General features: G+C 67.4%; 26 protein-coding genes and 2 tRNA genes. 19 read left to right on the top strand and 9 right to left on the bottom strand.

The features are described 5' to 3' along the window. Positions 1-47: 47 nt before the first annotated feature. Positions 48-1775 carry a M1 family metallopeptidase gene (locus RH90_RS15480; RefSeq protein WP_010186839.1) on the bottom strand — a complete coding sequence of 576 codons (1728 nt, stop codon included), beginning with the start codon at positions 1773-1775 and terminating at the stop codon, positions 48-50. Then, a complete protein-coding gene (locus RH90_RS15475; RefSeq protein WP_010186836.1) occupies positions 1772-2443 on the bottom strand; it encodes a hypothetical protein in 672 nt (223 codons plus the stop codon). The genes RH90_RS15480 and RH90_RS15475 overlap by 4 nt, the downstream gene beginning before the upstream one ends. A gap of 82 nt (positions 2444-2525) precedes the next feature. Between RH90_RS15475 and lon the strand changes: the two genes are divergently transcribed. The 3 genes from lon to RH90_RS15460 all read left to right on the top strand — a co-directional run bounded on the left by lon (position 2526) and on the right by RH90_RS15460 (position 5648). Beyond that, on the top strand, positions 2526-5012 hold the full coding sequence (lon, locus tag RH90_RS15470; RefSeq protein WP_010186834.1) for an endopeptidase La: 2487 nt from the start codon (positions 2526-2528) through the stop codon (positions 5010-5012). A gap of 156 nt (positions 5013-5168) precedes the next feature. Then, positions 5169-5441 (top strand): HU family DNA-binding protein, encoded by a 273-nt coding sequence (locus RH90_RS15465; RefSeq protein ID WP_010186832.1) that lies wholly within the window; start codon positions 5169-5171, stop codon positions 5439-5441. 132 nt (positions 5442-5573) lie between these two features. Then, positions 5574-5648, top strand: a tRNA-Val gene (locus RH90_RS15460). 53 nt (positions 5649-5701) lie between these two features. Here the strand turns inward: RH90_RS15460 and RH90_RS15455 are convergent. Further along, positions 5702-6376, bottom strand: coding sequence for a prolyl hydroxylase family protein (locus RH90_RS15455; protein ID WP_010186830.1), 675 nt, complete (start codon positions 6374-6376; stop codon positions 5702-5704). Positions 6377-6523: 147 nt separating this feature from the next. Here RH90_RS15455 and RH90_RS15450 point away from each other — a divergent pair, with 147 nt between their 5' ends. From RH90_RS15450 to RH90_RS15380, 15 genes are all read left to right on the top strand, one after another. Continuing rightward, on the top strand, positions 6524-7387 hold the full coding sequence (locus RH90_RS15450; RefSeq protein ID WP_010186828.1) for a type II secretion system protein N: 864 nt from the start codon (positions 6524-6526) through the stop codon (positions 7385-7387). Then, entirely contained in the window at positions 7384-9606 is a 2223-nt protein-coding gene (gene gspD / locus RH90_RS15445; RefSeq protein ID WP_010186827.1) for a type II secretion system secretin GspD, read from the top strand. The genes RH90_RS15450 and gspD overlap by 4 nt, the downstream gene beginning before the upstream one ends. A 188-nt stretch (positions 9607-9794) precedes the next feature. Next, positions 9795-11261 (top strand): ATPase, T2SS/T4P/T4SS family, encoded by a 1467-nt coding sequence (locus tag RH90_RS15440; RefSeq protein WP_010186825.1) that lies wholly within the window; start codon positions 9795-9797, stop codon positions 11259-11261. A gap of 139 nt (positions 11262-11400) precedes the next feature. Beyond that, the gene (gene gspF, locus RH90_RS15435; protein ID WP_010186824.1) at positions 11401-12627 is read left to right on the top strand and encodes a type II secretion system inner membrane protein GspF; all 1227 of its coding nucleotides are present in this window, start codon (positions 11401-11403) and stop codon (positions 12625-12627) included. A gap of 1 nt (position 12628) precedes the next feature. Next, positions 12629-13144 (top strand): type II secretion system major pseudopilin GspG, encoded by a 516-nt coding sequence (gene gspG, locus RH90_RS15430; RefSeq protein ID WP_442852463.1) that lies wholly within the window; start codon positions 12629-12631, stop codon positions 13142-13144. Further along, on the top strand, positions 13119-13619 hold the full coding sequence (locus RH90_RS15425; protein WP_010186822.1) for a GspH/FimT family pseudopilin: 501 nt from the start codon (positions 13119-13121) through the stop codon (positions 13617-13619). Before gspG ends, RH90_RS15425 begins: the two co-directional genes overlap by 26 nt. Then, a complete protein-coding gene (gspI, locus tag RH90_RS15420; RefSeq protein WP_010186820.1) occupies positions 13612-13980 on the top strand; it encodes a type II secretion system minor pseudopilin GspI in 369 nt (122 codons plus the stop codon). Before RH90_RS15425 ends, gspI begins: the two co-directional genes overlap by 8 nt. Continuing rightward, complete coding sequence (gspJ, locus tag RH90_RS15415) at positions 13977-14603, top strand: type II secretion system minor pseudopilin GspJ (protein WP_010186819.1); 627 nt, start codon at positions 13977-13979, stop codon at positions 14601-14603. The genes gspI and gspJ overlap by 4 nt, the downstream gene beginning before the upstream one ends. Then, entirely contained in the window at positions 14587-15582 is a 996-nt protein-coding gene (gspK, locus tag RH90_RS15410) for a type II secretion system minor pseudopilin GspK (RefSeq protein WP_010186818.1), read from the top strand. The genes gspJ and gspK overlap by 17 nt, the downstream gene beginning before the upstream one ends. Then, positions 15579-16676 carry a type II secretion system protein GspL gene (gene gspL, locus RH90_RS15405; RefSeq protein WP_010186817.1) on the top strand — a complete coding sequence of 366 codons (1098 nt, stop codon included), beginning with the start codon at positions 15579-15581 and terminating at the stop codon, positions 16674-16676. The genes gspK and gspL overlap by 4 nt, the downstream gene beginning before the upstream one ends. Continuing rightward, positions 16673-17149: a type II secretion system protein GspM gene (gspM, locus tag RH90_RS15400; protein ID WP_010186815.1), complete on the top strand. Its 477-nt coding sequence runs from the start codon at positions 16673-16675 to the stop codon at positions 17147-17149. The genes gspL and gspM overlap by 4 nt, the downstream gene beginning before the upstream one ends. Then, positions 17146-17877 (top strand): type II secretion system protein N, encoded by a 732-nt coding sequence (gene gspN, locus RH90_RS15395; protein ID WP_010186813.1) that lies wholly within the window; start codon positions 17146-17148, stop codon positions 17875-17877. Before gspM ends, gspN begins: the two co-directional genes overlap by 4 nt. A 54-nt stretch (positions 17878-17931) precedes the next feature. Continuing rightward, a tRNA-His gene (locus tag RH90_RS15390) sits at positions 17932-18008 on the top strand. Between the two features lie 27 nt (positions 18009-18035). Next, positions 18036-19088 (top strand): Leu/Phe/Val dehydrogenase, encoded by a 1053-nt coding sequence (locus tag RH90_RS15385; protein ID WP_010186811.1) that lies wholly within the window; start codon positions 18036-18038, stop codon positions 19086-19088. Between the two features lie 99 nt (positions 19089-19187). Then, a complete protein-coding gene (locus RH90_RS15380; protein ID WP_198283415.1) occupies positions 19188-19811 on the top strand; it encodes a tetratricopeptide repeat protein in 624 nt (207 codons plus the stop codon). 74 nt (positions 19812-19885) lie between these two features. Here RH90_RS15380 and RH90_RS15375 read toward each other — a convergent pair whose 3' ends face one another. The 4 genes from RH90_RS15375 to RH90_RS15360 all read right to left on the bottom strand — a co-directional run bounded on the left by RH90_RS15375 (position 19886) and on the right by RH90_RS15360 (position 22434). Beyond that, complete coding sequence (locus RH90_RS15375; protein ID WP_010186807.1) at positions 19886-20164, bottom strand: hypothetical protein; 279 nt, start codon at positions 20162-20164, stop codon at positions 19886-19888. Positions 20165-20321: 157 nt separating this feature from the next. Next, the gene (locus RH90_RS15370) at positions 20322-21725 is read right to left on the bottom strand and encodes a M20/M25/M40 family metallo-hydrolase (RefSeq protein WP_010186806.1); all 1404 of its coding nucleotides are present in this window, start codon (positions 21723-21725) and stop codon (positions 20322-20324) included. After that, positions 21722-22165, bottom strand: coding sequence for a type II toxin-antitoxin system VapC family toxin (locus RH90_RS22135; RefSeq protein ID WP_010186804.1), 444 nt, complete (start codon positions 22163-22165; stop codon positions 21722-21724). The genes RH90_RS15370 and RH90_RS22135 overlap by 4 nt, the downstream gene beginning before the upstream one ends. Then, positions 22162-22434: a hypothetical protein gene (locus RH90_RS15360; RefSeq protein WP_010186803.1), complete on the bottom strand. Its 273-nt coding sequence runs from the start codon at positions 22432-22434 to the stop codon at positions 22162-22164. Before RH90_RS15360 ends, RH90_RS22135 begins: the two co-directional genes overlap by 4 nt. A gap of 101 nt (positions 22435-22535) precedes the next feature. Between RH90_RS15360 and ettA the strand changes: the two genes are divergently transcribed. Further along, on the top strand, positions 22536-24215 hold the full coding sequence (gene ettA / locus RH90_RS15355; RefSeq protein ID WP_010186795.1) for an energy-dependent translational throttle protein EttA: 1680 nt from the start codon (positions 22536-22538) through the stop codon (positions 24213-24215). Positions 24216-24239: 24 nt separating this feature from the next. On the opposite strand, the gene RH90_RS15350 is transcribed toward ettA, so the two are convergent. Both RH90_RS15350 and RH90_RS15345 read right to left on the bottom strand, forming a co-directional pair. Further along, a complete protein-coding gene (locus RH90_RS15350; protein WP_010186793.1) occupies positions 24240-24812 on the bottom strand; it encodes a Uma2 family endonuclease in 573 nt (190 codons plus the stop codon). Positions 24813-24879: 67 nt separating this feature from the next. Beyond that, positions 24880-25155, bottom strand: coding sequence for an acylphosphatase (locus RH90_RS15345; RefSeq protein ID WP_010186791.1), 276 nt, complete (start codon positions 25153-25155; stop codon positions 24880-24882). Positions 25156-25241 lie beyond the last annotated feature (86 nt).

Raw genomic sequence — 25241 nt, 5'->3', positions numbered from 1 at the left:
CCCGCCAGCTATTCTGACTGTACTATGCGACTAGGACACCAGCGCTGTCAATTGGTCGGTTTCGCCGCCTTTGCCGCGGCGTCACGCCACGCTTGATAGTCCTCGATCGCGATCGAACGCCGGAGCAGCTTGGCATTGGGGTCGATCACGACATGCGCCGCGCGCGGCACCGGCAGGCTTCCGAAGCCGCCCGCCATGGTGAGTCGCACGATCCGCCCGCCGACTTGCACGTCCACCGGCATCGGAAAGCGCCCGCCGCCCGGCGCCTGCCAATGCAGTGCAAGCCGCGTCGCGCTGCGCGTCTCGACCAGTTCGGGAAGCGCCGCCTGGCGCAGATAGACGTCGAAGAACCAGTCGTAATCACGGCCCGTCACGCGCCGCACGATCCGCTCATACTCCGCAGTCGAGGCGTAGCGCGGCACGAAATTGCCCGGCCGCGGGTCGAGCCGGCCATAGACGAGCAGCCGCGTCGCCTCGCGGAACGCGCGGTCGCCGATCAGCGTGCGCAGGCTGTGAAGCATCCACGAGCCCTTGTAATAGATGTCCTGCCCCGGGCCACCCTTGCCGATTTCGTATACCTCTTCCTCGGTACGGATCTTGCCCGAGACGACGGGGCGGAGATTGGCGATCTTGTTGCGCTGGTCGGACAGCATCGTTGCATAGCGCGCCTCGCCCTCGCGCCAGCGGCCATAGAGCGGCTGCATGTAGCTGCCATAGCCCTCGTGCAGCCAGTAATCGTCCCAATTGGCGGCGGTCATCTGGTTGCCGAAAAATTCGTGCGCGAATTCGTGCTGGAACAGCCAGTCGAAGCCTTCGGGCGCCTTGGCATAGCCGTTGCCGTAGGCATTGATCGTCTGGTGCTCCATGCCCTTGTACGGCGTCTCGACCACGCCGAGCTTTTCGTCGCCGAACGGGTAGGGGCCGACCTCGCTTTCGAAGAAATCGAGCGTCGGGGCGAATTCGGCGAACAGCGCCTTGGCCTTGGCCTCTTCCCCGGGGAGGTACCAATAGGACATCGGAATCGTGTTGCCGTAGCGGCTCCTGTAGCTGCCCGCGATCTCCTCGAACGGCCCGACCGTCAGCGCGACGCCATAGGTGTTGGGCCGTTTGACGCGCCAGTTCCACGTCGTGCGTCCGTCGGCGAGTGTGTCGACCCCGAGCAGCACGCCGTTCGACGGCGCCTTGAGCCCCTTGGGCACGGTGATGTGGAGCGTGACGACGCCCGGCTCGCCGGTCGGGAAATCGAGGCACGGCCAGAACAGGTCGCACCCGGCGCCCTCTGCGGTCGTGCCGAACCACGGCGCGCCGCTCGGCGTCTTGGCCCAGACGACACCGGGATCCCACGGCGCGTTGATCGCAACGTGCGGGGTGCCGCCATAGGTCAGCTTGGCGGTGACATGGCTGCCCGCCGCGATCGTGCGCGGCAGTGTGACGACGAGTTGCCCCTCCGGGTTGCGCCATGCCGATGGCGCGAGCGCAGCGCCGTCGATCGCAACCGCATCGACCGGCAGGTTGCGGTCGATATCGAGCACGAGCTTGGTCAGCGGCGCCTTGGCGGTGAAGCGCAGCGTCGCAACGCCGCGCAGCGTCTCGGTCTCGGGCAGCACCTCGAACGCGAGGTCGGCGGCGTCGAAGCCGAGCTTGGCCTGTTCGGCATCGATCGGCCCGCCCGATTTCTGCGTCTGCGCGGTCAGCGGCGGCTCGCCCTTGGTGGGCAGAGCGGCAGCGGTGAGCGCAAGGCAGCTCGACAGGAGAGCGATACGAACAGGGATCATGCGGGGCTCAGTTCCACGGAGAAATCGATGATCGTCAACTGCAGCGACGGGCGACCGTCCTGTAGCATCGTCGTGACGCGCGGGAAGCGGACGCCTTGCGCGCGCACGCTGCCGGCAAAGCGGAAATGCTGGCGAATCGCCGCGGCGCTGGGGTCGGGTGCGGAAAGCACATAGTCGGCGGTCGCGATCGCGCCATCGCGGCCTAGCGTCAGCGCGATCGGCGGATAGCCGTCGTGCGCCGCGTTGAGCCGGTTCGGCCCGGCTGCCGAGACGAACGCCGGGGCGAGCAGCAGATAGGCGAACGCGCCAAGCCGCTGGCGCTCGAACCGCGCTTGCAGCGCGGGAAGCGCGGTCTGTGCGCCGTCCTGTACGACGAAGGCGCTGTCGCGCTCGATCATCACGGTGCGCGCGGCGCCGCGCCCCTCAGTCGTCAGCCAGGTGTCGGCGCGTGAGCGGATGAACGGCTCGATTCGGCTTTCGACATGGAGCACGACCGGTACCGTGCCGAGCATCGTCCGCGCAACGCCGGTCCACGACAGACTACGGACACGCGCCAGCCGATCGCGTCCCCCGGCGGCGGCGAACGCCCGCGCGACGGGGCCGCCGCCGCCGCGCTCCGCGGCGGCGAGCCGATTGGGCAGCGCCGCAAGCGCGATTGCCCCGCCCAAAAGCGCTCGGCGATTGATGGATCGGCAACTCCCCCCATATAAGGGGTCAAGCACGCGGCCTTGTCGCGACCTCGGAGTATCCATGACCCAAGCTTCTGCCACCCCGTCCACTCAGGCTTATCCCGTCCTGCCGCTGCGCGACATCGTTGTCTTCCCCAACATGATCGTGCCGCTGTTCGTCGGGCGCGACAAGTCGGTCGCAGCCCTGGAAGCCGCAATGGCCGCCGACAAGGAGATTTTCCTCGTCGCGCAGCTCGACCCCAGTGAGGACGACCCCGACCGCGACGATCTCTACGAGATCGGCGTCACCGCGGTCGTGCTGCAATTGCTCAAGCTGCCTGACGGCACCGTGCGCGTGCTGGTCGAGGGCAAGCGCCGCGCCGCGCTGACCTCGCTCGTCCAGAGCGACGGCTATCTCTCGGCCGAAGTCGAGATGCTCGAAGGCGATGCCGGTTCGGACGACCTCGAAGCCGCGAGCGACGAGCTGGGCGAGCGCGTCGGCGAGCTCACCCCCGACGATCTCAGCCCCGATCTCAAGGCGCTGATGCGCTCGGTGATCGACCAGTTCGAGAATTACGCCAAGCTCAACCGCAAGCTGCCGGCCGAGACCGCGGTGCAGCTCGGCGAGATCGAGGATCCTTCGAAGCTCGCCGATGCGGTCGCCGCCAACATCCAGGTCAAGGTCAGCGACAAGCAGGCGCTGCTGATCGAGCGCGATCCGGCCAAGCGGCTCGAGATGGTGTTCGCCTTCATGGAGGGGGAGCTCGGCGTCCTGCAGGTCGAGAAGAAGATCAAGTCGCGGGTCAAGCGCCAGATGGAGAAGACCCAGCGCGAATATTATCTCAACGAGCAGTTGAAGGCGATCCAGCGCGAACTCGGCAACGAGGGCGATGACGGCGACGGCGACGAGATTGCCGAGCTGACGCAGAAGATCGCGACGATGAAGCTCTCGAAGGAGGCGCGCACCAAGGCGACTGCCGAGCTCAAGAAGCTCAAGACGATGGCGCCGATGAGCGCCGAGGCGACCGTCGTGCGCAACTATCTCGACGTGCTGCTCGGCCTCCCGTGGGGCAAGAAGTCGAAGATCCGCAAGGACATCTCGGCGGCGCAAGCGGTGCTCGACGAGGACCATTACGCGCTCGAGAAGGTCAAGGACCGGATCATCGAATATCTCGCCGTGCAGGCGCGGACCAACAAGCTGAAAGGGCCGATCCTGTGCCTCGTCGGCCCGCCCGGCGTCGGCAAGACCTCGCTCGGCAAGTCGATCGCCAAGGCGACCGGCCGCGAGTTCATCCGCCAGTCCTTGGGCGGCGTGCGCGACGAAGCCGAGATCCGCGGGCATCGCCGGACCTATATCGGCTCGCTGCCGGGCAAGATCGTGACCAATCTCAAAAAGGCCGGCACCAGCAACCCGCTGTTCCTGCTCGACGAGATCGACAAGCTCGGCCAGGATTTCCGCGGTGATCCGGCGTCGGCGCTGCTCGAGGTGCTCGATCCCGAACAGAACGCCAAGTTCCAGGATCACTATCTCGAGATCGACGTCGATCTGTCGGACGTGATGTTCGTGACCACCGCGAACACGCTAAACTTGCCGCAGGCGCTGCTCGACCGGATGGAGATCATCCGGCTCGAGGGCTATACCGAGGACGAGAAGGTCGAGATCGCCGAGCGCCATCTGATCGAAAAGCAGATCGAGGCGCATGGTCTCAAGGCGGGCGAGTTCGCGCTCACCACCGAGGGTCTCCGCGCGCTGATCCAATATTACACGCGCGAAGCCGGCGTCCGCACGCTCGAGCGCGAGATCGCCAAGCTCGCGCGCAAGGCGCTGCGCCAGATCCTCGAGGGCAAGACGACGAGCGTCACCGTGACGCCCGACAATCTGTCCGACTTCGCCGGCGTGAAGAAGTATCGTCATGGCCTGGGTGAAGAGGAGAACCAGATCGGCGCGGTCACCGGGCTCGCCTGGACCGAGGTCGGCGGCGAGTTGCTGACGATCGAGAGCGTGACCGTGCCTGGGCGCGGTCAGGCCAAGATCACCGGCAAGCTCGGCGACGTGATGAAGGAATCGATCGAGACCGCGTTCAGCTTCATCAAGGCGCGCTCGCCGTCGTACGGGATCAAGCCGAGCATCTTCGCGCGCAAGGACATCCACATCCATCTGCCCGAAGGCGCGGTACCCAAGGACGGACCATCGGCGGGGATCGGCATCGTCACCGCGATCGTCTCGACGCTGACCGGCGTGCCGGTACGCCGCGACATCGCGATGACGGGCGAAGTCACGCTGCGTGGCCGCGTGCTGCCGATCGGCGGGCTCAAGGAGAAGTTGCTCGCCGCTTTGCGCGGCGGGATCACCACGGTGCTCATCCCGCACGAGAACGAGAAGGATCTGGCGGACATCCCGGCCAACATCCGCGACGGTCTGAAAATCATCCCGGTGGCGCATGTCGACGAGGTTCTGCGGCTCGCTCTGACGGGTCCACTCACCGCGATCGACTGGACCGAGGCCGACGATCTCGCCGCGCAACCCCCCGTCGGCGTGCCGGCAATCGGGGGTGAACTCCACCATTAAGCTCGGATTAGCGTATATTGTTGCATCCTCGCCGTTTTCACCGGCGGCGGGGGTGTTTTTGCTTTGACAGCCCCGATGCAAGCCGCCTTACTGCGCCACCGGCTTTCGCCTGGGAATCATTTCATTATCTTTTTTATAAACGGGGGTTTCGTGGCCATGAACAAACAGGAACTGATCGCGACGGTGGCCGACACGTCGGGTCTGACCAAGGGTGATGCAAGCAAGGCCGTGGAAGCCGTGTTCGATGCAGTGTCGGCCGCGCTGAAAAAGGGTGATGAAGTGCGTCTCGTCGGCTTCGGGACTTTCTCGGTCAGCAAGCGCAAGGCTTCGACCGGCCGCAACCCGCGCACCGGCGAGCCGATGACGATCAAGGCGTCGTCGCAGCCCAAGTTCAAGGCCGGCAAGGGTCTCAAGGACTCGGTCAACTGATCGGTTGACCCGAATTTCCGGGCATCGGCGCTGGACAAACCGCGCCGGCTCGTTTTAAGAGACTGGCACCAGGGCGGCGTCAGGCCGCCCTTATCCGTTTCGCTCCGCCGCATCGCGCGGGACAGGGGCAGCGGGCGCGTAGCTCAGTGGTAGAGCACACCCTTCACACGGGTGGGGTCGCAAGTTCAATCCTTGCCGCGCCCACCATTCAGGAGCCGCCGGACCCGAGAGGGTCGGGCGGCTTTTCTATGTCGCCTGCCTTAGCGCCACGGGCGTTCGCGAAACCATTTGGTGATCACGTATTTCGCGCCCGCGCGGACCTTCATGCCGTGATGGAGCGTCGCCGGATTGGGCGACCCGTCGGGCCGCCGGTTGTTCCAGGCGAGCAATTTGCCGGTTTCGGGCTGGATGATCTTGTCGATCGCCTTGAAGCGAGTCGCGCCACCGGCTTCGGGTTCGTTGAGATAGACCATCACCGTCCAGGTGCGGTTGCCAGCGATGCCGCAGTAGCGATCGAAATCGACCCCAAGCGGATCGAAATAGTCGGTATGCGGCTTGAATTCCTGGCCGACCGCATAGCGTTGTCCCTGGATCGGTTCGCCATGCGCCGGATCGAGCCCGGTGAAGGCCGCAATCTTAGAGTCGAGCGCGATCGTCAGCGGGTCGAGCGGATCGAGATCGCCCGTCTCGCTGGTTCGGAACGCGCGGTCGCCGTTGAAGTCCGACACGGTCGAGGGGCGCCGCGTCGCATCGACCGCGGCGCGCAGGCCGGCGCAGGTTTCGGCATCGAGAAACCGACGACGAAGGAACAGGGTCAGCTTGGGCGACGGCACGCGCTGGGCGCCCGGCTGGCTCGCGAGATGGCCCGTTATCGCGACGGCATCGAGACCCGAACCGAAGCGGGCGGCGGCTGGCGAGGCGGGAGCTTCGGTCACACCGTACGTCTTGCCAAAGCTTTACCGGGTTTTCCAGCCGATGACCGCGCATCCGATCGGCAATCTGTCACGTACACGGTTCACAGCGGCGCTACGTGGCGGTAACACGGCTGCCGATAGGACGTCGCGATCGGGGATGGGGTCCACATGCGCTTGGTTTTGGATGCGCGCGCGCGGGCTTTCCTGCGGCGGCTTCCGGTTACGACGGTCTATTCGACGCTCGAGCTGGCGCTGATCGCGCTGCTGGCGATCCAGAGCGCGCGGCTGGTCTGGGCGGTGCTGACCCCGGTCGGCCCGGTCGGGATCTGGCGCCCCGAACAGGGCGGGGTCGCGGGGTCGCCCGAAGCGATCTTGCGCGGCTTCGATCCCTTCTACCGCGCGAGCGGCGGCGATGCGGCGGGGCCTTCGGTCGTCACCACGCTCCAGCTGACGCTGTTCGGTGTGCGGATCGACGAAGCGCAGGGCGGCGGCTCGGCGATCATCGCCGGGCCCGACGGGGTCCAGCAAAGCGTCGCGGTCGGGCAGGAGATCATGCCCGGGGTGCGGCTAAAGGCAGTCGCGTTCGACCATGTCACGATCGATCGCGGCGGCGCGGCCGAGGATCTGTACCTGCCGCAGACCGAACAGGCGCCCATCGCGCCCGCCATGCCAAGCGGCCCGCCACTGCTCGGTGGCGGCGCATTGGCCGGCGCCCCCGCGACGCCGCCGGTCGCGGTCGGACCGCAAGGCGTCAGCTTCGCGCAGTTGCGCCGCGACGTCGGCTTCATTCCACGGATCGACGGCGGCCGCGTCAGCGGTCTCACCGTGCGGCAACAGGGGAGCGGTGCCGGTTTCCGCGCGGCAGGGTTGCGCGATGGCGACGTCATCACACAGATCGCCGGCAAACCCGTCGGCGGCGGCGAAGACATAGAGCGTCTGGGCGCACAATATGCCAAGGGCGGAACGCTCGCCTTCACGGTAGAACGCGGCAGCGACACGGTACCACTCGTCATTACGATTGCGGGGCAATGAAGAAACTGATCCTGACGCCCATTCTCGCAATCTCGCTCGCAGCGGCGGCGCATGCGCAGCAGACGATGAACGTCCGAGACGCCGATATCCGCGCCTTCATCGCCGATGCCGCGCGCGTGACCGGGCGGACCTTCATCATCGACGCGCGCGTCCAGGGCAAGGTGACCGTCGTCACCGATCATCCCGTGAGCAAGTCGCAATATTTCGAGATCTTCCTCTCGACGCTGCGCGCCAACGGGCTGGTCGCCGTGCCTACCACCAACGGCGCGTTCCGCATCCAGCCGACCGACAGCGCCGCCTCGCAGCCGAGCCGCGTCGGTGCGCGCGGTGCGACGAGCAACAGCTATATCACCGAGATCGTCCGGCTGCGCTCGATCGATGCGCAATCGGCGGTCGACACGGTGCGCTCGCTGATCTCGCCGCAGGGCTCGGTCAGCGCCAACCGCGGCGGCAACAGCCTCGTCATCGTCGATTTCGCCGACAACGTCCGCCGCGTGCGCGAAGTGCTGCGACAGATCGACACCGATACCGCCGCGACGCGGATCATCGCGTTGAAGAATGCCGGCGCGCGCGAGATCGCGACCGCGTTGCAGGCGCTCGCCGGGCAGAGCGCGGGCGGCGGCGGGGCTGGGGGGGCGGCCCCCGCCGCGGCGGGCGGCACGGTCAGTGTCGTTGCCGTCAACAGCTCGAATTCGGTCGCGATTCGCGGCGATGCGACCTCGGTCGCACGGCTCGCCGCGGTCGCCGAGGATCTCGATCGCCGCGCCAAGAACGGCACCGAGATCAAGGTGATCTTCCTCGAGAATGCCGATGCCGAGCAATTGCTGCCCGTCCTCCAGCAGCTCGTCGGCCAGACGCCGTCGCCGATCACCAACCAGCAGCTCTCGGCGTCCAATTTCGGCAGCAACAGCCAGTCGACCGGCAGCACGGGCAATAACGCCAGCTCGCGCCCCGCCAATACGCCTGCAGTGCAGCAGCAAGACACGACCAACACCGGCAACGCTCCGACACAGACCGCGATCACTTCGGGCGGGCGCACCGCTTCGGTAGTGACGCGCTTCGTCGGCGCCAACGCGATCGTCATCGCCGCGCCCGCCGAGGTCCAGCGCCAGCTCGCCGAGGTCGTCCAGCAGCTCGACACGCGGCGCGAGCAGGTGCTCGTCGAGGCGATCGTCGCCGAAGTCTCGGACCAGACCGCAAGCTCGCTCGGCGCGCAGTTCGCGATCGCCAATCTCAAGGGCGGGGTGTTCGCCGCGTCGAGCTTCCAGAACACCGCGCCGAGCCTGCTGACGATCGCGGGCGCGATCGGCGCGCGCCAGCTCGCGACGACGACGACGACGATCAACGGCTCGACCGTCACGACCAGCACCAACAGCACGGCGAGCGATTCGCTGACGCAGAGCGCGATCAGCTCGGTGCTCGGCGCGAGCGGCGGCTTCGGCGGCTGGGCGGGCAAGATCGGCGATACGGTGTTCAGCTCGATCATCAATGCGGTGAAGAGCGATACGACGTCGAACCTGCTCCAGGTGCCGCATCTGGTAATGCTCGACAATCAGGAAGCGCACAGCCTGGTCGGCCAGGAAATCCCGATCACCACCGGCAAGGCGCTGTCGACCAATTTCGATAACGCCTTCCAGACGACCCAACGGGAAAACGTCGGGATCGAGCTGACGGTGCGTCCGCAGGTCAATTCCTCCGGAACGGTGAAGCTCAATTTGCGGCTCGAGGTCAGCTCGATCGCGGGGCCGGTGTCGACCACCAACAGCGACCTGATCCTCAACAAGCGCGAGGTCGAGACGATCCGCACCGTCGACGACGGCGACATCGCGGTGATCAGCGGCCTGCTCGACGATAACGAGCGGCGGACGATCGAGAAGATCCCGTTGCTTGGCGATATTCCGGGGTTGGGCAACCTGTTCCGTTCGAAAGCCAAGTCGCGGACAAAGACCAATCTGATGATCTTCATCCGCCCGACGATCCTGCGCACCGCCGACGACAGCCGCAAGCTGACCGAGCAGCGCTACGGCTATCTGCGGCTCCAGCAGGGGCTGGCGATGCCCAATGACGAGCCGTCGATCGACCAGTTGGTGCGCGATTACATGGGCGCGGCGCCACCGATCCCGAGTGCGCCGGTGCTCGGCAATGTCGATGACCCGCGGATCATGGTGCCGGTGCAGCGCAGTTCGAGCACGGTGATCCACACGAAGCGGGACCGGTGATGGCGGGGGAGGGCGCTGCTTCTGTTTCTAGCCCCTCCCCTTCAGGGGAGGGGGCGGGGTGGGGCCGTGCCGCAATTGCTGGCGCCGGTCTCGGTGAGACCCGCCCCACCCCCAACCCCTCCCCTGAAGGGGAGGGGCGTTTCCTTGGTTCGGCCACCATCCCCTACGCATTCGCCCGCCGCTTCGGCGTGGTGCTCGACCCCAGTCACGACCAGCTCACCGTCGCAATGCGCGAGGGTTCCGACCCCAAAGTTCTGCTCGAACTCCGCCGCCACCTCGCGCGCCCGTTCGACGTAACCTTCGTCGCCGCGACCGAATTCGACCGCCTGCTCTCCGAAGCCTATGCCATGGACGGTCAGGCCGCCGCGATGGCGGCCGGCACGCTCGGCCTCGGCGACGAACTCGACCTACTCGCCGATCATCTCCCCACCGCCGACGATTTGCTGGACACCGCCGACGACGCCCCCGCGATCCGGCTGATCAACGGCATCATCGCCGACGCCGCGCGCAACGGCGTGTCGGACATTCATGTCGAGCCGTACGAGACCGGCCTCGTCGTCCGCATGCGGATCGACGGCGTGCTGCGCGAGACGCTCCGCATGCCGCCGCACGTCGCCCCCGTCGTAGTCAGCCGCATCAAGGTGATGGCACGCCTCGACATCGCCGAGCGGCGCGTACCGCAGGACGGGCGCATCGGGCTGACGCTCGGCGGCAAGTTGCTCGACGTGCGCGTCTCGACGCTTCCCAGTCGCGCCGGCGAGCGCGTCGTGCTGCGTATCCTCGACAAGGAGAATGCCGGGATCACGCTCGACGTGCTCGGCATGACCGCGGCGATCAACCAGTTGCTTAAGGACGCGATCACCGAGCCCAACGGGATCATCCTCGTCACCGGGCCGACCGGCTCGGGCAAGACGACGACGCTCTACGCCTCGATGCGGCTGCTCAACGATGGCAGCCGCAACATCCTGACGGTCGAGGATCCGGTCGAATATGCGATGGAGGGGGTCGGACAGACACAGGTCAACGCCAAGGTCGGGCTGACCTTCGCCGCGGGGCTGCGCGCGATCCTGCGGCAGGATCCCGATGTCGTGATGGTCGGCGAAATCCGCGACCGCGAGACCGCCGAGATCGCGGTGCAGGCGTCGCTGACCGGGCACCTCGTGTTGTCGACGGTCCACACCAACGATGCGGTCGGCGCGATCACGCGGATGCGCGACATGAAAGTCGAGCCGTTCCTGCTGGCGTCCACGCTGCGCGCGGTGATCGCGCAGCGGCTGGTGCGGCGCTTGTGTGAGCATTGCCGTCGGCCGGTGGCGGCCGAGGGCTCGGTAGCGGCGTTGCTCGGGTTCGAGCCGGACGCGGTGGTGTATCAGGCGGTCGGGTGCGAGCAGTGCCAGGGAACGGGGTTCAAGGGCCGCGTCGGCGTGTACGAGGCGATCCGGATCGACGAAACGGTGCGGCGGTTGATTAACGATGGCGGCGACGAGGCGCTGATCGCGCGGCATGCCTTCGCGCACGCGCCGACGCTGGGGTCGGCGGCGCGGCAATTGGTGCGCGACGGGGTGACGACGGCGGAGGAAGCGGTGCGCGTTTCCAGGCGCGACATGGCCGATGCCGAGGCGCCGATGGTGGTGCCGGAGGTGGCGGGTGAATAAGTCCCTCTCCCTGTGGGAGAGGGAGGGAGCCGCCGTCAGGCGGCGGAAGGGTGAGGGCAGCCCACGCCGGTTGGCCGCGCTGCCCTCACCCGACCTCGCTTTGCTCGGCCACCCTCTCCCGATGGGAGAGGGGTAGAAGATGCCTGACTTCGACTATCTCGCGATCGACACCAAGGGACGCGAAACCCGCGGGGCAATCGCCGCGTCCTCGATCGACGCCGCGCGCGTGCTGCTCGACCGGCGCCGGCTCTATGTCGTCAAGGTCGAACCCGGTTCCGGCCGCCAGCCCAAGGGCAAGCCGCTCCTTTCCGACCTGCGGCTGGGCTCGAAGAAAATGAGCACCAAGCAGCTCACGCTCTTCACCCGCCAGCTCGCCACGCTCAATCGCGTCTCGCCGCTCGAGGAATCGCTGCGCACGATCTCGCGCCAGACCGAGCAGCCGCATGTCCGCGCGATCGTCGAGTCGGTCCATGCCGGCGTCGTCGAAGGCCGCCGCCTGCACGAGGCGATGGCGCGCGAGGGCAAGAGCTTCCCCTCGCTCTACCGCGCGATGGTGTCGGCGGGCGAGAGCTCGGGCTCGCTGCCCGTCATCCTCGAACGCCTGTCTGTGTTGCTCGAGCGCCAGGCCGAGATCAACGGCAAGATCATCACCACGCTCGCCTATCCCGCGGTGCTCGCGGTGGTGGCGATGGCGGTGGTCACCGCGCTGATGGTGTTCGTCGTTCCACAGGTGGTCGAGCAGTTCGACACCGTCGGGCAGCAGCTGCCGTTCCTGACGCGCGTCGTGATGGGGCTGTCGAATTTCATGGTCGGCTATTGGTGGGCGATCCTGCTCGTCATCCTGCTCACCGGCTTCGGATCGTGGCGCGCGCTCAAGAACCCGCGGATCAAGCTCGGCTTCGACACCTGGCTCCTGAGACTGCCGCTACTCGGCCGCCTGTTCCGCGATCTCCACGCCGCCCGCATGGCGCGGACGCTCGCGACGATGGTGGCGAGCCGTCTGCCGCTGCTCGAAGGCCTGACGCTGACCGGCAGCACGATCCACAATCTCCGCCTCAAACAGGCATCGGACGAGATCATCGAATCGATCCGCGGCGGCGGCAGCCTCTCGGCGGCGATGCGCCGCGCGGGCGTCTTTCCGCCGCTGTTGACGTATCTCGCTGCATCGGGCGAGACCGCGGGACAGCTCGACGACATGCTCGAACGCGCGGCGGAGTATCTCGAGCGCGAGTTCGACCGTTTCACCACGACCGCGCTGTCGCTGCTCGAGCCGATCATCATCGTCGTGATGGGGGGTGTCGTCGCGACGATCGTGCTATCGATCCTGCTGCCGATCCTGCAGCTCAACACCCTGGCAGGCCAATAACATGACGAGGTTCGCAATGCCCCCCATCCGTCGTTCCTGCGCAAGTGGGAATCCCGCTGCTTCCTCCCGCCAGCAGAAGCGGGATTCCCGCTTTCGCGGGAATGACGGTGAGTCGGGCTTCACGCTGATCGAGCTGATGGTGGTGATCGTCATCATCGGGCTGCTCGCCGCGATCGTGACCTATAACGTCCTGCCGCTCGGCGACAGGGGCAAGATCGTGAAGGCGAAGGCCGACATCTCGACGATCGAAGGCGCGCTCGATCTCTACAAGCTGCAGAACGATTCCTACCCCTCGACCACCGACGGGCTGCAGGCATTGGTTTCGGCCCCCGCCGATGCCGACGCGTCGAAATATCAGCGCGGCGGCTATATCAAGAAGCTCCCGCTCGATCCGTGGGGCAAGCCGTATCTCTATGCGGCGCCCGGCGCGCATGGCGAAGCCGATGTCTGGACGCTCGGCGCGGACAAGAAGGAAGGCGGCGAGGGCGTCAATGCCGATATCGGTAGCTGGCAATAAGCCCCCCGCGCGCAAGCGCGGCTTTGACCGGCGCACAGGCGAGCGCGGCTTCACGCTGATCGAGCTGATGGTCGTCGTCACGATCATCGGCCTCGCCAGCGCGGCGGTGGTGCTTGCCTTGCCAGATCCGCGCGGCCGCCTTGCCGACGAAGCGGCGCGTTTCGCCGCGCGCGCCAGCGCTGCGCGCGATCTCGCCGTCGTCGGCGCCAAGCCGATCAGCGTGTGGATCTCCGAGGGCGGGTACGGCTTCGACGAACGCGTCGATGGCGATTGGGTCGCGATGGCCGAAAAGCCGTTGCGCGTGACGCAATGGGGCAAGGGGACGCATGCGGTCCCGGTGGGCGGATCGCGCGACCGCGTGGTGTTCGATTCGGTCGGCAGCACCGACCGCCCGCTCGACGTCACGCTCGAACGCGATGCCGAACGGCTCACCGTCCAGATCGGCAACGACGGCAAGGTGCGGGTCGGTGGCTAATGCGCGCGGCTTCACGCTGATCGAGATGATGGTCGCGCTCGCGGTCTTCAGCCTCGCCGCGCTCGCGCTGATCCGGCTCGAGGGGGCGACGATCCGCGGTGCTGCGACGCTCGACACCACGCTCCTTGCGCAGACCGTCGCGCGCAACGTCGCGATCGAGGCGATGACCGATGCGCGTCCCCCCACGCTCGGCACCGCCTCCGGCGTCGAGCAGAATGGCGGCCGTGCCTGGAGCTGGACGCGGACAGTGCAGCCGACTGGAAACGTCCGCGTGGTGCGGATCGACGTCATGGTGCGCGATCCCGCGGGTCGCAACGCCGGGCATCTCACCGTCGTGCGCGACGGGACGCGCGCCTCGTGACGCGGCGCCCTGCCGAGCACGGCTTCACGCTGGTCGAGGTGATGATCTCGCTGCTGATCTTCGGCCTGCTCGCCGCGGCGGGCGTAGCGTTGCTGTCCTTCTCGGTCCGCGCGCAGACCGCGACCGGCAGCAAGCTCGACGACGTATCGGCGTTCAACCGGCTGGGCGCGATCCTCACCGCCGATCTCGCCGAGGCGACGACCCGCGCGACGCGCGACGACACCGGCGGCGTGCTGCCGCCCTTCACCGGCGAGGCTGGCGCCGCCGCGGCCCCGCTGCTCCGCCTCGTCCGCAGCGGCTGGAGCAACCTCGACGGCACGCCACGCGCGAGCGTGCAGAAGGTCGAATATGGGGTCGTCAACGGCGCACTCGCCCGCACCGCCTATCCGATGCTCGACGGCGCCGCGCCGCTGCCGCCGACCCCGCTGCTGACTCACGTCCGCCGGGTCGCAATGCGCTACCGCATCAAGGGTGCGTGGAGCGACCGCTGGACCGGCACGCCACAGACGCCGCTGCCCGATGCGCTCGAGCTGCGCGTACTGCGCGACAATGGCGTGGCGACGCGTCAGCTCTTCCTCGTCGGCACCGGCTATGGGAGGCGCATCGATGACCGCGTCGGGTGATCGCAAACCCTCCGAGCGCGGCGCGGCGTTGCTCACGGTGTTGCTGCTCGTCGCGGTGATCGCGGTGCTCGCTGGTACCGCGCTCGAGCGGCTGCGGCTCGCGACGCGGCTCGGCGGCAACGCCGTCGCGCTCGATCAGGCGCGCGCTTACTCGTTCGCGGCCGAGACGCTCGCGGTGGTTCGCGTCAGCGACCTGCTGCGGCAAAGCCCCGACAAGGTCACGCTGCAGGGCGGCTGGAGCGGCACGCCATACCCGCTGCCGATCGCGAACGGCACCGCGACCGCGACCGTTGTCGATGGCGGCAATTGTTTCAACCTCAACAGTCTCGTCACCGAGACGCCCGCGAGAAGCGGGCACTATTTCGCCTATACCCCTTCGCAACTGCAGTTCGCGCGGCTGATCCGGCTGGTCGATCCCGCGGCCGGGTCGCCCGATGCGATCGCCGCCGCCGCAGCCGACTGGATCGACAGCGACGACGCGCCGCTCACCGGCGGCGCCGAGGACCGCGACTATCGCGGCGGGGCGCAGCCCTATCGCACCGCCAACACGCTGATGGCCGACCCGAGCGAGCTCCGCGCGGTGCGCGGCGTGACGCGCAGCGATTACGAGAAGCTGCGCCCGTGGCTGTGCACCTTGCCCGTCGCCGCGCCGTCGAAGCTCAACGTCAACACGCTGCTGCCCGAACAGGCGCCGCTGATCGCGATGCTCCGGATCGGCCTATCGCCCGAGGCAGTGCGGCAAGTGCTGCTGCAACGCCCGGCCGCGGGCTTCGCGAACAGCACGGCGTTCTGGGCGCAAAGCGCGGTACGGAGCAGCACGGGCGACGACGCGCCGGGGCTCACCGACGTCAAGACGACGTGGTTCTCGCTCAGCGTGCGCGTCGTGCTGGGCGGGACCACGCTGGAACAAACCGGACTGATCGACGCGACGGTGCTTCCCGCGCGGCTCGTATCGCGGCAATGGGGCGAGCCATCATGACCGAAACCCTCGTCCTCTTCCTTCCCGCGCACGATCTGCCGTGGCGCTGGCTGCGCATCGCCGGCGACGCGGTGACCGCGCGCGGCGAAGGCTTCCCGCGGCTCGCGGCCGATTCGCCCGTGCCGCACGTCGCGGTCGCGCCGGCTGACGCCGTGACGCTGCATTGGGCCGAGCTGCCCGACCGCTCGTTCGCGCAATCGGTCACCGCCGCACGTCTGCTCGCCGCCGATGCGAGCGCCAGCCCGATCGGCGAGCTCCACGTCGCGGTCGGACGCGAGGGCACGCTGGTCGAGCGCCCGATCGGCGTCGTCGCGGCGCTGCAGATGCGCGCGTGGCTCGATCTGCTCGCCGAGAACGGCGTCGACCCCGATGCGCTGCTTCCCGCGCCGCTGCTGCTGCCGCGGCCCGAATCGGGGTATCTGCGCGCCGATCTCGGCGGCGAGGGGGTCGTGCGCGGCGTCACCAGCGGGTTCGCCGACGAAGCGCGGCTGACCAAGCTCGTCACCGGCGGGGTCGCGCCCGTGGTGCTGCCGCGCGACGCGTTCGAGACTGCGATCGTCGCGGCGGTTGCGGCGCCGGCGCTCGATCTGCGGCAAGGGATGTTCGCGCGAAAGCGCCGGCGCGGAGTCGATTGGGCGCTGGTGCGCCGGCTCGGCTGGCTGAGCGCGGCGATCGTCGCGGTGACCTTGCTGATCACCGTCGTCCAGCTGATCAAATATGCGACCGCCGCCGACGATCTCGAACGCCGCGCCGATCTGCTCGCGCGCAGCGGGCTCGCGCGCGGCGAGGCGGTGAGCGATGCCGACCGGCAGCTGACCGCGCGGCTCGATCGGCTCCGCGGCGGCGGCTTGGGCTTCAGCCGCACGGCGGCGGCGGTGTTCGCCGCGATCCGTGCGACACCGGGAAGCGAAGCGCGCACGCTCGGCTTCGAGCCCGACGGGTCGCTCCGCGTCGGGATCGGGGTGCAGAATGAGGGGCAGATCCTCGACCTGCAACGCCGGCTCGCGGCGAGCGGCTTCGCCGCTACGCCGCAGGGCCAGTTCCAGACGATCAACGGCCGGCTCTCGGGGGATCTGATGGTGAAACCGCAATGACCGAGCGGCTGCTCCTGTGGTATCGCGCGCGGACGCAGCGCGAACAGTATCTGGTGCTCGCGGCCGGCGTGATCGCGGTGCTGGTGCTGTGCTATTTCCTCGTCGTGCCGCTCGGCGATGCGCTCGATTCGGCGAAGGCGCGGCATGCCGACGCGGTGATCGCGCTCGGCGAGACGCAGGTGCGCGTCGATGCCGTCAAGGCGGCGCAGACGCAGCGCGTGGCGCCGCTCGACGCCCCGCTCGAAGCGGTGATTCGCGCGCGCGCCAACGACGCCGGCTTCGCGCTCGCCTCGGTCACCCCGCAGGGCGGCGATCGTGTGCAGATCGCGATCGCCTCGGCGCGGCCGGGGGCGCTGGTCGGCTGGATCGCCGAGCTCGAGGCGGCGGGCATCCTGGTCGACCGGCTCGCCACCACCGCTACCGGCGATCATGGCGTCGCGGTGCAGATGACGTTGAAGGCGAGGGGCCAATGACGCGCTTTCGGTTGAAGACCGGCCCGGTCGCGCTGTTCGGTGCGGTGTTCTTCGCGGCGTTGCTGATCCTGCTCCCGCTGCGCTTCGTGCTCGGCTGGTTCGAGCTCGACACCGCAGGTGTCGCAGCGCGCGAGGCGAACGGCAGCGTATGGTTCGGCCAGTTGCGCGAGGCGCAGGTGGGCAGCATCGCGCTCGGCGATCTTGGCGCATCGCTTTCGCCGTGGGCGTTGCTCGCCGGGCGCGCACGCGTCGATCTGGCGAGCCCCGCGACGGCCGCCGACGCGAGCCGCGCGGTGCATGGCGCGGTCAGCGTGTCGCGGCACGGTGTCGGGCTCGACGCCATGACCGCGAGCGTTCCCGCGGGCGCGGTGTTCGCCCCGTTGCCGATCAGCGGGGTCGATCTCGACGCCGTCACCGTTCATTTCGTCGACGGAAAGTGCGAGACCGCCGAAGGTCGCGTCAGGGCGACGCTTGGCGCCGATATCGCGGGCATCAGCCTGGGGCAGGGGCTCGCCGGAAGTGCACGGTGCGACGCAGGCGCCTTGCTGCTGCCGCTCGCGAGCCAGGCGGGGACCGAGCAGATCGCGCTGCGGCTGTGGCTGCCGGGCCGCTTCCGCGCCGATCTGACGGTCAAGCCGGTCGATGCGGCCGCCGCGCAAAAGCTCGAGCAAAGCGGCTTCCAGCCAAGCCCGTCGGGGCATCGCCTGACGATCGACGGTAAATTCTGATCGATCCATTCTTGACGCTGGCCCCTCGACCCCGCTAGGGGCGCTTCCTCTGCGGCGATCGTAGTTCAATTGGTTAGAGCGTCGGCTTGTGATGCCGGATGTTGCGGGTTCAAGTCCCGTCGGTCGCCCCATTCTTTTCAGCAGCCAGGAATTTGTCCGTGACCACCGGCTGGGGCTTCCCCGATTTCGACGATCATGAGGGCGTGCACCTCTTCACCGATCCGGCCTCGGGTCTCCGCGCGGTCATTGCGATCCACTCGACCAAACTCGGCCCGGCAGCGGGCGGCGTGCGCTTCTGGCACTATGCCGATCACGACCGCGCGATCACCGATGCGCTGCGCCTGTCGCGCGGGATGAGCTACAAGAATGCGATGGCCGATCTGCCGATGGGCGGCGGCAAGGGCGTCGTGCTCGCGGCGAACCCCGGCGAGACGATCAGCCGCGCGCAGCTCGAAGCGTTCGGCAACGCGGTCGATTCGCTCGGCGGGCGGTACGTCACCGCCGAGGACGTCGGCATGTCCGAAGCGAGCATGAAGACGATCGCGACCAGGACCAAGCACGTCTCGGGCTTGCCCGTCGCGGCGGGGAGCGCGGGTGGCGATCCCGGGCCGTATACGGCGATGGGCGTCTATCTCGGCGTCAAGGCGGCGGCGCAGCGTGGTCTGGGCGCGAGCGACATGAAGGGCGTCCGCGTTGCGATCCAGGGGGTCGGCAGCGTCGGCGGCGGTCTTGCCCGTTTGCTGGCGAAGGACGGCGCCGTGCTCACGCTAGCCGACGTCAATGCCGATCGCGCCACGGCGCTCGCCGAGGAACTCGGCGCGCAGACCGCGGCCGCGGATGCGATTCTCGGCGTCGAAGCCGATATCGTCAGCCCCAACGCGCTCGGCGCGATCCTCACCCCGGCATCGATCGCCGCCCTGCGCACGACGATCGTCGCGGGCGGCGCAAACAACCAGCTCGAGACCAAGGCCGAAGGTGCGGCGCTCCAGGCGCGCGGCATCCTCTATGCGCCCGACTATGTCATCAACGCCGGCGGCATCATCAACGTCGCGCTCGAATATCTCGGGCAGGGCGACCGTGACGAAGTCGAGACGCGGATCAAGCGGATCCCCGATCGGCTCGTCCAGGTGTGGGACGAGGCTGACCGCACCGGCGCGCCGATCTCCGACGTCGCCGACACGATCGCACAGCGGCTGATCGGCCGCGGCTGAAACGCGCGCGGCCTTGCCGATTGCGGGCCGCGCGTCGCTTGCGCTTAGACCTTTCGCCGAAATCGCCTAGAGCGGCGCGATGACGGGACGGTGCACGCAATGATGGGCTGGATAGCCTTAGCCCTGATCGGCGTCGCGGTGGCGACGGCGCTGTGGCTGAGCGGCGTGGCGCGGCGGCTGTGGACGCTGGCGGGTGCGACGCTGATGCTCGGGGCGGCGGGCTATGCGCTTCAGCAGCATGCCGGGCTCGGCGAACATCTCGCGGTGTCCGATGCGGCGCCGGTGCTGGTCGCACCCGACATCGTCGAACTGCGCGATGCGATGTTCGGGCGCTTTACCGGCGATGGCGCGTATCTGATGGCATCCGACGCGCTGATGCGGTCAGGCAGTCGTCGCAGCGGCGCGACCGTCGTGTTGCTCGGGCTCAACCATTATCCGCGCAGCTTGACGCTCTGGACCGGGCTCGGGACGGCGCTGACGCAGCACGACGGCGCGATGTCGCCCGCAGCCCGGCTGGCGTTCGCGCAAGCGACACGGCTCGCACCCGAGCATCCCGCGCCGCCGTTCTTCGAGGGGCTCGCTTATGCCAACGCCGGCGACTATCGGGCGGCGCGGCCCTATTGGTCGCGCGCTTTGGCGTTGGCGCCGCGCGGCGCCTCCTATCGTGCCACGATCGCACGCGACCTTGTCACGCTCGACCTGATCCTCGCTCGCGGCACCTGAACGGGCATGAAAAAGGGCGCCTTCCGCTAGGAAGACGCCCCGATCCGTCAGACCCGGGCCGAAGCCCGGAAATCTTACTTGGCAGCCTTGGCGACGTTGTCAGCCTTGGCATCGCCCGCGTCGCGGACGTTGTCGGCAGCGTCGTGCAGTTCGTCAGCCTTGTTCGACAGGACGTCCGAAGCAACCGCGTTCGAGGTGTTCGAAGCCATATCGTCGATCATCGAGGCATTGTTGTCGATGCCGTCAGCCATGACGTCGGCGTTGTTTTCGATTGCAGCTGCTTCAGGGTTCTTGTTGCAAGCGGCGAGCGAAACCAGGCCGGCGGCGACGAGAACAAGGGCGATCTTCTTCATGCAATTGCTCCCAAGCAAATAAGCGTTTCGCAACCGGCCCTATGCCGCCGCGAAGACCGGACGCATAACGTCCCGCTGCGGTGCGTCAATCGCAAATCAGCCGATGGCGGGCGCTTCTGCCACCTTTTCGCCATATTTGCGACGAGCCGAGCCGCCTTTATCGTTTCGGTGTGACCGGACCGATTGCCTCGGGTGCGTCCGCGACCACCGCGAGCATCGTCGTCCAAGCCGCGACATTCTGGCGCAATTGCTGCGGATCGATCCGTTCGAGCGTGTCTTCGGGCGTATGGTGATAGTCGAAATAACGCGTGCCGTCCTGGTTGAGATCGACCGCCGCGACCCCGGTCGCGAGCGTCGGGCCGACATCGGTGCCGTCGCCGGCGATGCCGGCGCCATGGACGATGCCGAGCGGCGCGAGCGCGGCGCTCAGCCGATCGCCGACGGGCTTGGCGGTTTCGGGCAGGTTGGTTTCGAAGCGCCAAACGCGGTCGGCGCCGAAGTCGGATTCGGCCGCGATCGCGTGCGTCTCGCCGGCATGCGCCTTGGCATAGGCCAGGCCGCCGAACCCGCCGGTCTCCTCGTCGCCGAACCACACGACGCGGATCGTGCGACGATGCCGGCCGGCGTCCATCAAGCGCTTGGCGGCAGCGGTGGTGATCGCGACGCCCGACGCGTCGTCGATCGCCCCGGTGCCGAGATCCCAGCTGTCGAGATGTCCCCCGATCAAAATCGTGCCGGCCTTCGGGTCGGTACCGGGGACTTCGGCGACGACGTTGCCCGACATGCGGCTCGGCACGAAGGTCGGGGTGAGCGTGAGGTGCAGCGTGACGGGCTTGCCGCGCTTGATCATCCGTTCGAGATTGTCGGCATCGGAGACCGACAGCGCAGCGGCGGGGATCGGCGCGACGCCGGGCTCGAAATTGGTCACGCCGGCATGTGGCCCGCGGCCATGGTCCGAACCGATCGAGCGGATCACGATCGCGCTCGCGCCCTTTTGCGCCGCGATGTTCGGCCCGGCACGGCGCGCCTGGCCTTCGGGGCCATAGGCCGATCCGTCCTGATTGGCCTGCATCGCGTTCGAGACGAACGCGATCTTGCCCGTAAGGCTGCCGCTGGGCGCCTGTCGCAGATCGGCAAGCGAGGGGAAGAAGACGACCGGCAGCGTCAGCCCCGCGGCCGGAGTCGCGCCCGAATTGCCGAGCGCGGTGAGCCGCAGCGGCTGCTCGAACGGCGCGACAACCTCGGCGGTCTCGACGCCGCGCACCCAGACGTTCTTGAGTTCATACGGTTCGATCCGCACGTTCTTGAAGCCGAGGCTCTTCAGTTTCGTCACCGCCCATTGTCGCGCGCGCTCTTCCTTGAGCGAGCCGTCGGGGCGGGGGCCGACCTCGGTGGTCAGCCCTTCGACGATCTCATAGGCCAAGTCGTCGTTCAGCGCCTTGTCGCGCAGCGCGGCAACTGCGGGATCGACCAGCGGCGCGGCGCGCTGGGCGAGCGCTGGACCGGCGAGCAAGCTGGAGGCGAGCAGCAGCGAAGGGGCGAGGGCGCGAAGCTTGGTCAAGAAGGAGTCCCGTCTGGTTGCAAGGGGTTGATCGCGGCGACACCGAGCGAGGCGGCGGCGCGGACCTGGCGGATGTCGGTCGAAACGAGTGTAAGCCCGAGACGCTGAGCGACCGCAATATGAATTGCGTCGGGAAGTCTCAGGCCGAGCGCGAATTCTGAAAGCAGCGCGGTCGCAGCGGCAATGTCGGCGGGCACGATCTCGACGCGCGTCCAACCGCGCAGCCCGGGCGACACGACGTCCAGAAAATCCCGCGCTTCCGCTGCGGGCATTCGGCCGAGGCGTACGCGCATCCCGACCGCCGAAACGAATTCGCCCCATCCGAAATCACTGAAACATCCTTGGGTCTGCTGCGCCTCGATCCAGTCGGCAATGTGCTGCCACCGGTCGTCTTCGAAGAGGATCGCGGCAAAGGCACTCGTATCGAAATACGCCTTCAATGATCATCCTCGTCGCGCATCTCGCGGATCAATGTCGTTGCGCTCTCAATGCGCAGACCGGGGAAGCGGGTATGGAAACCGCGGATCGCGTCGAGGTCAATCATGCCGCTTTCGCTCGTTTGCCCGTCGCCGGGCAAAACCTTGGCTGCGGGGACCCGAACTTCCGCGACGATTGCGCCATCGCGCATGATCACGACCTCGTCGCCGCGCTCGACCGCTTCGACCAGATCCGCGACACGCCGCCCGTCAGAGATGTCGATCCGTTCCATTCCAAGAAGCTACCGCAGACCGCCCACGTTGCCAACGCCCCCGCGCATCGCTATCTGCCACGCCAACAATCCACCATCTTTACCCCCGGAGTCCGCAGCCGATGGCCGTGCAGTACAGCTATGTGATGAAGGGCCTGACCAAGACCTTCCCCGGCGCCCCCAAGCCGGTGCTCAACAACATCTCGCTCCAGTTCCTCCCCGACGCCAAGATCGCGATCATCGGGCCGAACGGCTCGGGCAAGTCGACGCTGATGAAGATCATGGGCGGGATCGACCCCGAATTCACCGGCGAGGCGTGGGCCGCCGAGGGCATCAAGGTCGGCTATCTGCCGCAGGAGCCCAAGCTCGACGAGACCAAGGACGTGATCGGCAACGTCCGCGCGGGCGCGGGCCCGATCGGCGGGATGGTCGATCGCTATAACGAGATCGTCGCGATCATGGGCGATCCGCCCGAGGATTGCGATTTCGACGGCCTGCTCGCCGAGATGGGCGATCTGCAGGAGAAGATCGACGCGGTCGACGGCTGGAGCCTCGACAACCAGCTCGAGATCGCAATGGAAGCGCTGCGTTGCCCGCCGGGCGACAGCCCCGTCACCAACCTCTCTGGCGGTGAGAAGCGTCGCGTCGCTTTGTGCAAGCTGTTGCTCGAAAAGCCCAACATCCTGCTGCTCGACGAGCCGACCAACCATCTCGATGCCGAGAGCGTCGCCTGGCTCGAAAACTACCTGCGCGACTATGTCGGCAACGTCATCCTCGTCACCCACGATCGCTACTTCCTCGACAACGTGGTGAACTGGGTGCTCGAGCTCGATCGCGGGCGCTACTACACCTATGAGTCCAACTACTCCGGTTACCTCGAAAAGAAGGTCAAGCGGCTCGAGCAGGAGGATCGCGAAGAGCAGGGCAAGGCCAAGGCGATCTCCGACGAGCTCGCCTGGATGCGCCAGACTCCGAAGGCGCGCCAGACCAAGTCCAAGGCGCGTATCCGCGCATTCGACGAGCTTATGGAGAAGCAGGAGAACCGCAGCGTCGGCAAGGCGCAGATCCTGATCCAGCTGCCCGAACGTCTTGGCGGCAAGGTGATCGAGGCCAAGGGCCTGACCAAGGCGTATGGCGACAAGCTGCTGTTCGACAATCTCGACTTCGTGCTCCCGCCGGGCGGGATCGTCGGCGTGATCGGGCCGAACGGCGCGGGCAAGTCGACGCTGTTCAAGCTGATCACCGGCCAGGAACAGCCCGATGGCGGCTCGATCGAGGTCGGCCAGACCGTCAAGCTCGGCTATGTCGACCAGTCGCGCGACGACCTGACGCCCTCGAACACCGTGTGGGAGGAAGTGTCCGACAAGCTCGAAGTGTTCCGCTTCGGCAAGCAGGAGCTCGGCACGCGTGCCTATGTCGGCGCGTTCAACTTCAAGGGCCAGGACCAGCAGAAGAAGGTCGGTCAGTTGTCGGGCGGCGAGCGCAACCGCGTCCACCTCGCGAAGATGCTCAAGGAGGGTGGCAACGTCCTCCTGCTCGACGAGCCGACCAACGATCTCGACGTCGAGACGCTGCGCGCGCTCGAGGAAGCGCTCGAGAGCTTCGCGGGCTGCGCGGTGGTGATCAGCCACGACCGCTTCTTCCTCGATCGCCTCGCGACGCACATCCTCGCGTTCGAGGGCGACAGCCATGTCGAATGGTTCGAGGGCAATTTCGAATCGTATGAGGAAGACAAGCGCCGTCGCCTCGGCGATGCGGCCGACCGTCCGACGCGTCTCGCCTACAAGAAACTGACGCGCTGATCGGCGCGGTCGATACGGCGGGCGCTACAGGCTCGCCGTATCGACGTTCAGCCCGGCGATCGTCGCCGCGGCGATGATGTCGCCGAACGCGATCGCGCAGCGGTCCGCGTAGAGACCGCCCGCGGGCGACCACATCTGGTGGATCGTCCGCGCCTTGATATCGACCACCCAATATTCGGGCATCGCGGCGCGGGCATAGCTCGCCACCTTGCGGCGGATGTCGCTGCGCATCGTCGTGTCGGACACTTCGATGACGAGACGCACCGAATGCAGCGGCACGAACCCTTCGCCGCGCGGCTCGCTCGTCAGCACGATATCGGGTTCGGGGACGTCATGGCCCGACAGCGCGATGCTCGCCTCGACCAGTGGCCGCAGCGGCGAGTCGATCGCGCACAGCGCGGCGCGGATCGCGTCGTACAGCTCGATCTTGGCGAGCGCATGCGGTCGATGCTGAGCGTTCACGAAATAGACCCCCCCGTCGATCAACTCGGTGCGAGTGTAGGGGGCGAAAGCTCCTGATTCCTGAAGCAGCAGATAATCCTCGATCCGCAGCCGGACGGGCAGCGGTGCGGTATTGAGAGGCGGCCCATCCGTCATGCGGTCAGAATAACACTGCTGCAGGTTAAGTGCAGGTGCGAAATTGGCGCCGTTCCGGCGCGGTCGCTCAGGCCGTGAAGCGTTTGGTGAAGCCCTTTGGCGCGCGCTCGGTGGCGGCATGCGCCTCGACATGCTCGACCCGCGAATGTTCGGATCCCTCGCGGCACGCATCGGTCATCGCCACGATCGCGTCGTCCTCGCCAACGAGCAGCAGCTCGACCCGGCCATCGCTCAGGTTCCGTACCCAGCCGGTGATCCCCAGTTCCTGCGCGCGGCGCACCGCCCAGTCGCGATATCCGGTCCGCTGCACCTTCCCACTCACAAACACACGCTGCATCGTCATCGTATTGCACTGCTCCCGAACACGGCGCGCTCAGGCGGCGCGACGAGCGCGCGCTATAGCCATCTCTATCGGCCAAGGCACGGCCT

The sequence above is a fragment of the Sphingomonas sp. PAMC 26605 genome (assembly GCF_000241485.1).
In the GTDB taxonomy this organism is placed as follows: domain Bacteria; phylum Pseudomonadota; class Alphaproteobacteria; order Sphingomonadales; family Sphingomonadaceae; genus Sphingomonas.
This window is presented reverse-complemented; position numbering and strand designations above follow the sequence as displayed.

Coding starts and splice junctions, on each gene's coding strand:
- RH90_RS15480 (WP_010186839.1), bottom strand. CDS start 1,775: ATGATCCCTGTTCGTATCGCTCTCCTGTCGAGCTGCCTTGCGCTCACC.
- lon (WP_010186834.1), top strand. CDS start 2,526: ATGACCCAAGCTTCTGCCACCCCGTCCACTCAGGCTTATCCCGTCCTG.
- RH90_RS15465 (WP_010186832.1), top strand. CDS start 5,169: ATGAACAAACAGGAACTGATCGCGACGGTGGCCGACACGTCGGGTCTG.
- RH90_RS15450 (WP_010186828.1), top strand. CDS start 6,524: ATGCGCTTGGTTTTGGATGCGCGCGCGCGGGCTTTCCTGCGGCGGCTT.
- gspD (WP_010186827.1), top strand. CDS start 7,384: ATGAAGAAACTGATCCTGACGCCCATTCTCGCAATCTCGCTCGCAGCG.
- gspF (WP_010186824.1), top strand. CDS start 11,401: ATGCCTGACTTCGACTATCTCGCGATCGACACCAAGGGACGCGAAACC.
- gspG (WP_442852463.1), top strand. CDS start 12,629: ATGACGAGGTTCGCAATGCCCCCCATCCGTCGTTCCTGCGCAAGTGGG.
- RH90_RS15425 (WP_010186822.1), top strand. CDS start 13,119: ATGCCGATATCGGTAGCTGGCAATAAGCCCCCCGCGCGCAAGCGCGGC.
- gspK (WP_010186818.1), top strand. CDS start 14,587: ATGACCGCGTCGGGTGATCGCAAACCCTCCGAGCGCGGCGCGGCGTTG.
- gspL (WP_010186817.1), top strand. CDS start 15,579: ATGACCGAAACCCTCGTCCTCTTCCTTCCCGCGCACGATCTGCCGTGG.
- gspM (WP_010186815.1), top strand. CDS start 16,673: ATGACCGAGCGGCTGCTCCTGTGGTATCGCGCGCGGACGCAGCGCGAA.
- gspN (WP_010186813.1), top strand. CDS start 17,146: ATGACGCGCTTTCGGTTGAAGACCGGCCCGGTCGCGCTGTTCGGTGCG.
- RH90_RS15380 (WP_198283415.1), top strand. CDS start 19,188: ATGATGGGCTGGATAGCCTTAGCCCTGATCGGCGTCGCGGTGGCGACG.
- RH90_RS15375 (WP_010186807.1), bottom strand. CDS start 20,164: ATGAAGAAGATCGCCCTTGTTCTCGTCGCCGCCGGCCTGGTTTCGCTC.
- RH90_RS15360 (WP_010186803.1), bottom strand. CDS start 22,434: ATGGAACGGATCGACATCTCTGACGGGCGGCGTGTCGCGGATCTGGTC.
- ettA (WP_010186795.1), top strand. CDS start 22,536: ATGGCCGTGCAGTACAGCTATGTGATGAAGGGCCTGACCAAGACCTTC.
- RH90_RS15350 (WP_010186793.1), bottom strand. CDS start 24,812: ATGACGGATGGGCCGCCTCTCAATACCGCACCGCTGCCCGTCCGGCTG.
- RH90_RS15345 (WP_010186791.1), bottom strand. CDS start 25,155: ATGACGATGCAGCGTGTGTTTGTGAGTGGGAAGGTGCAGCGGACCGGA.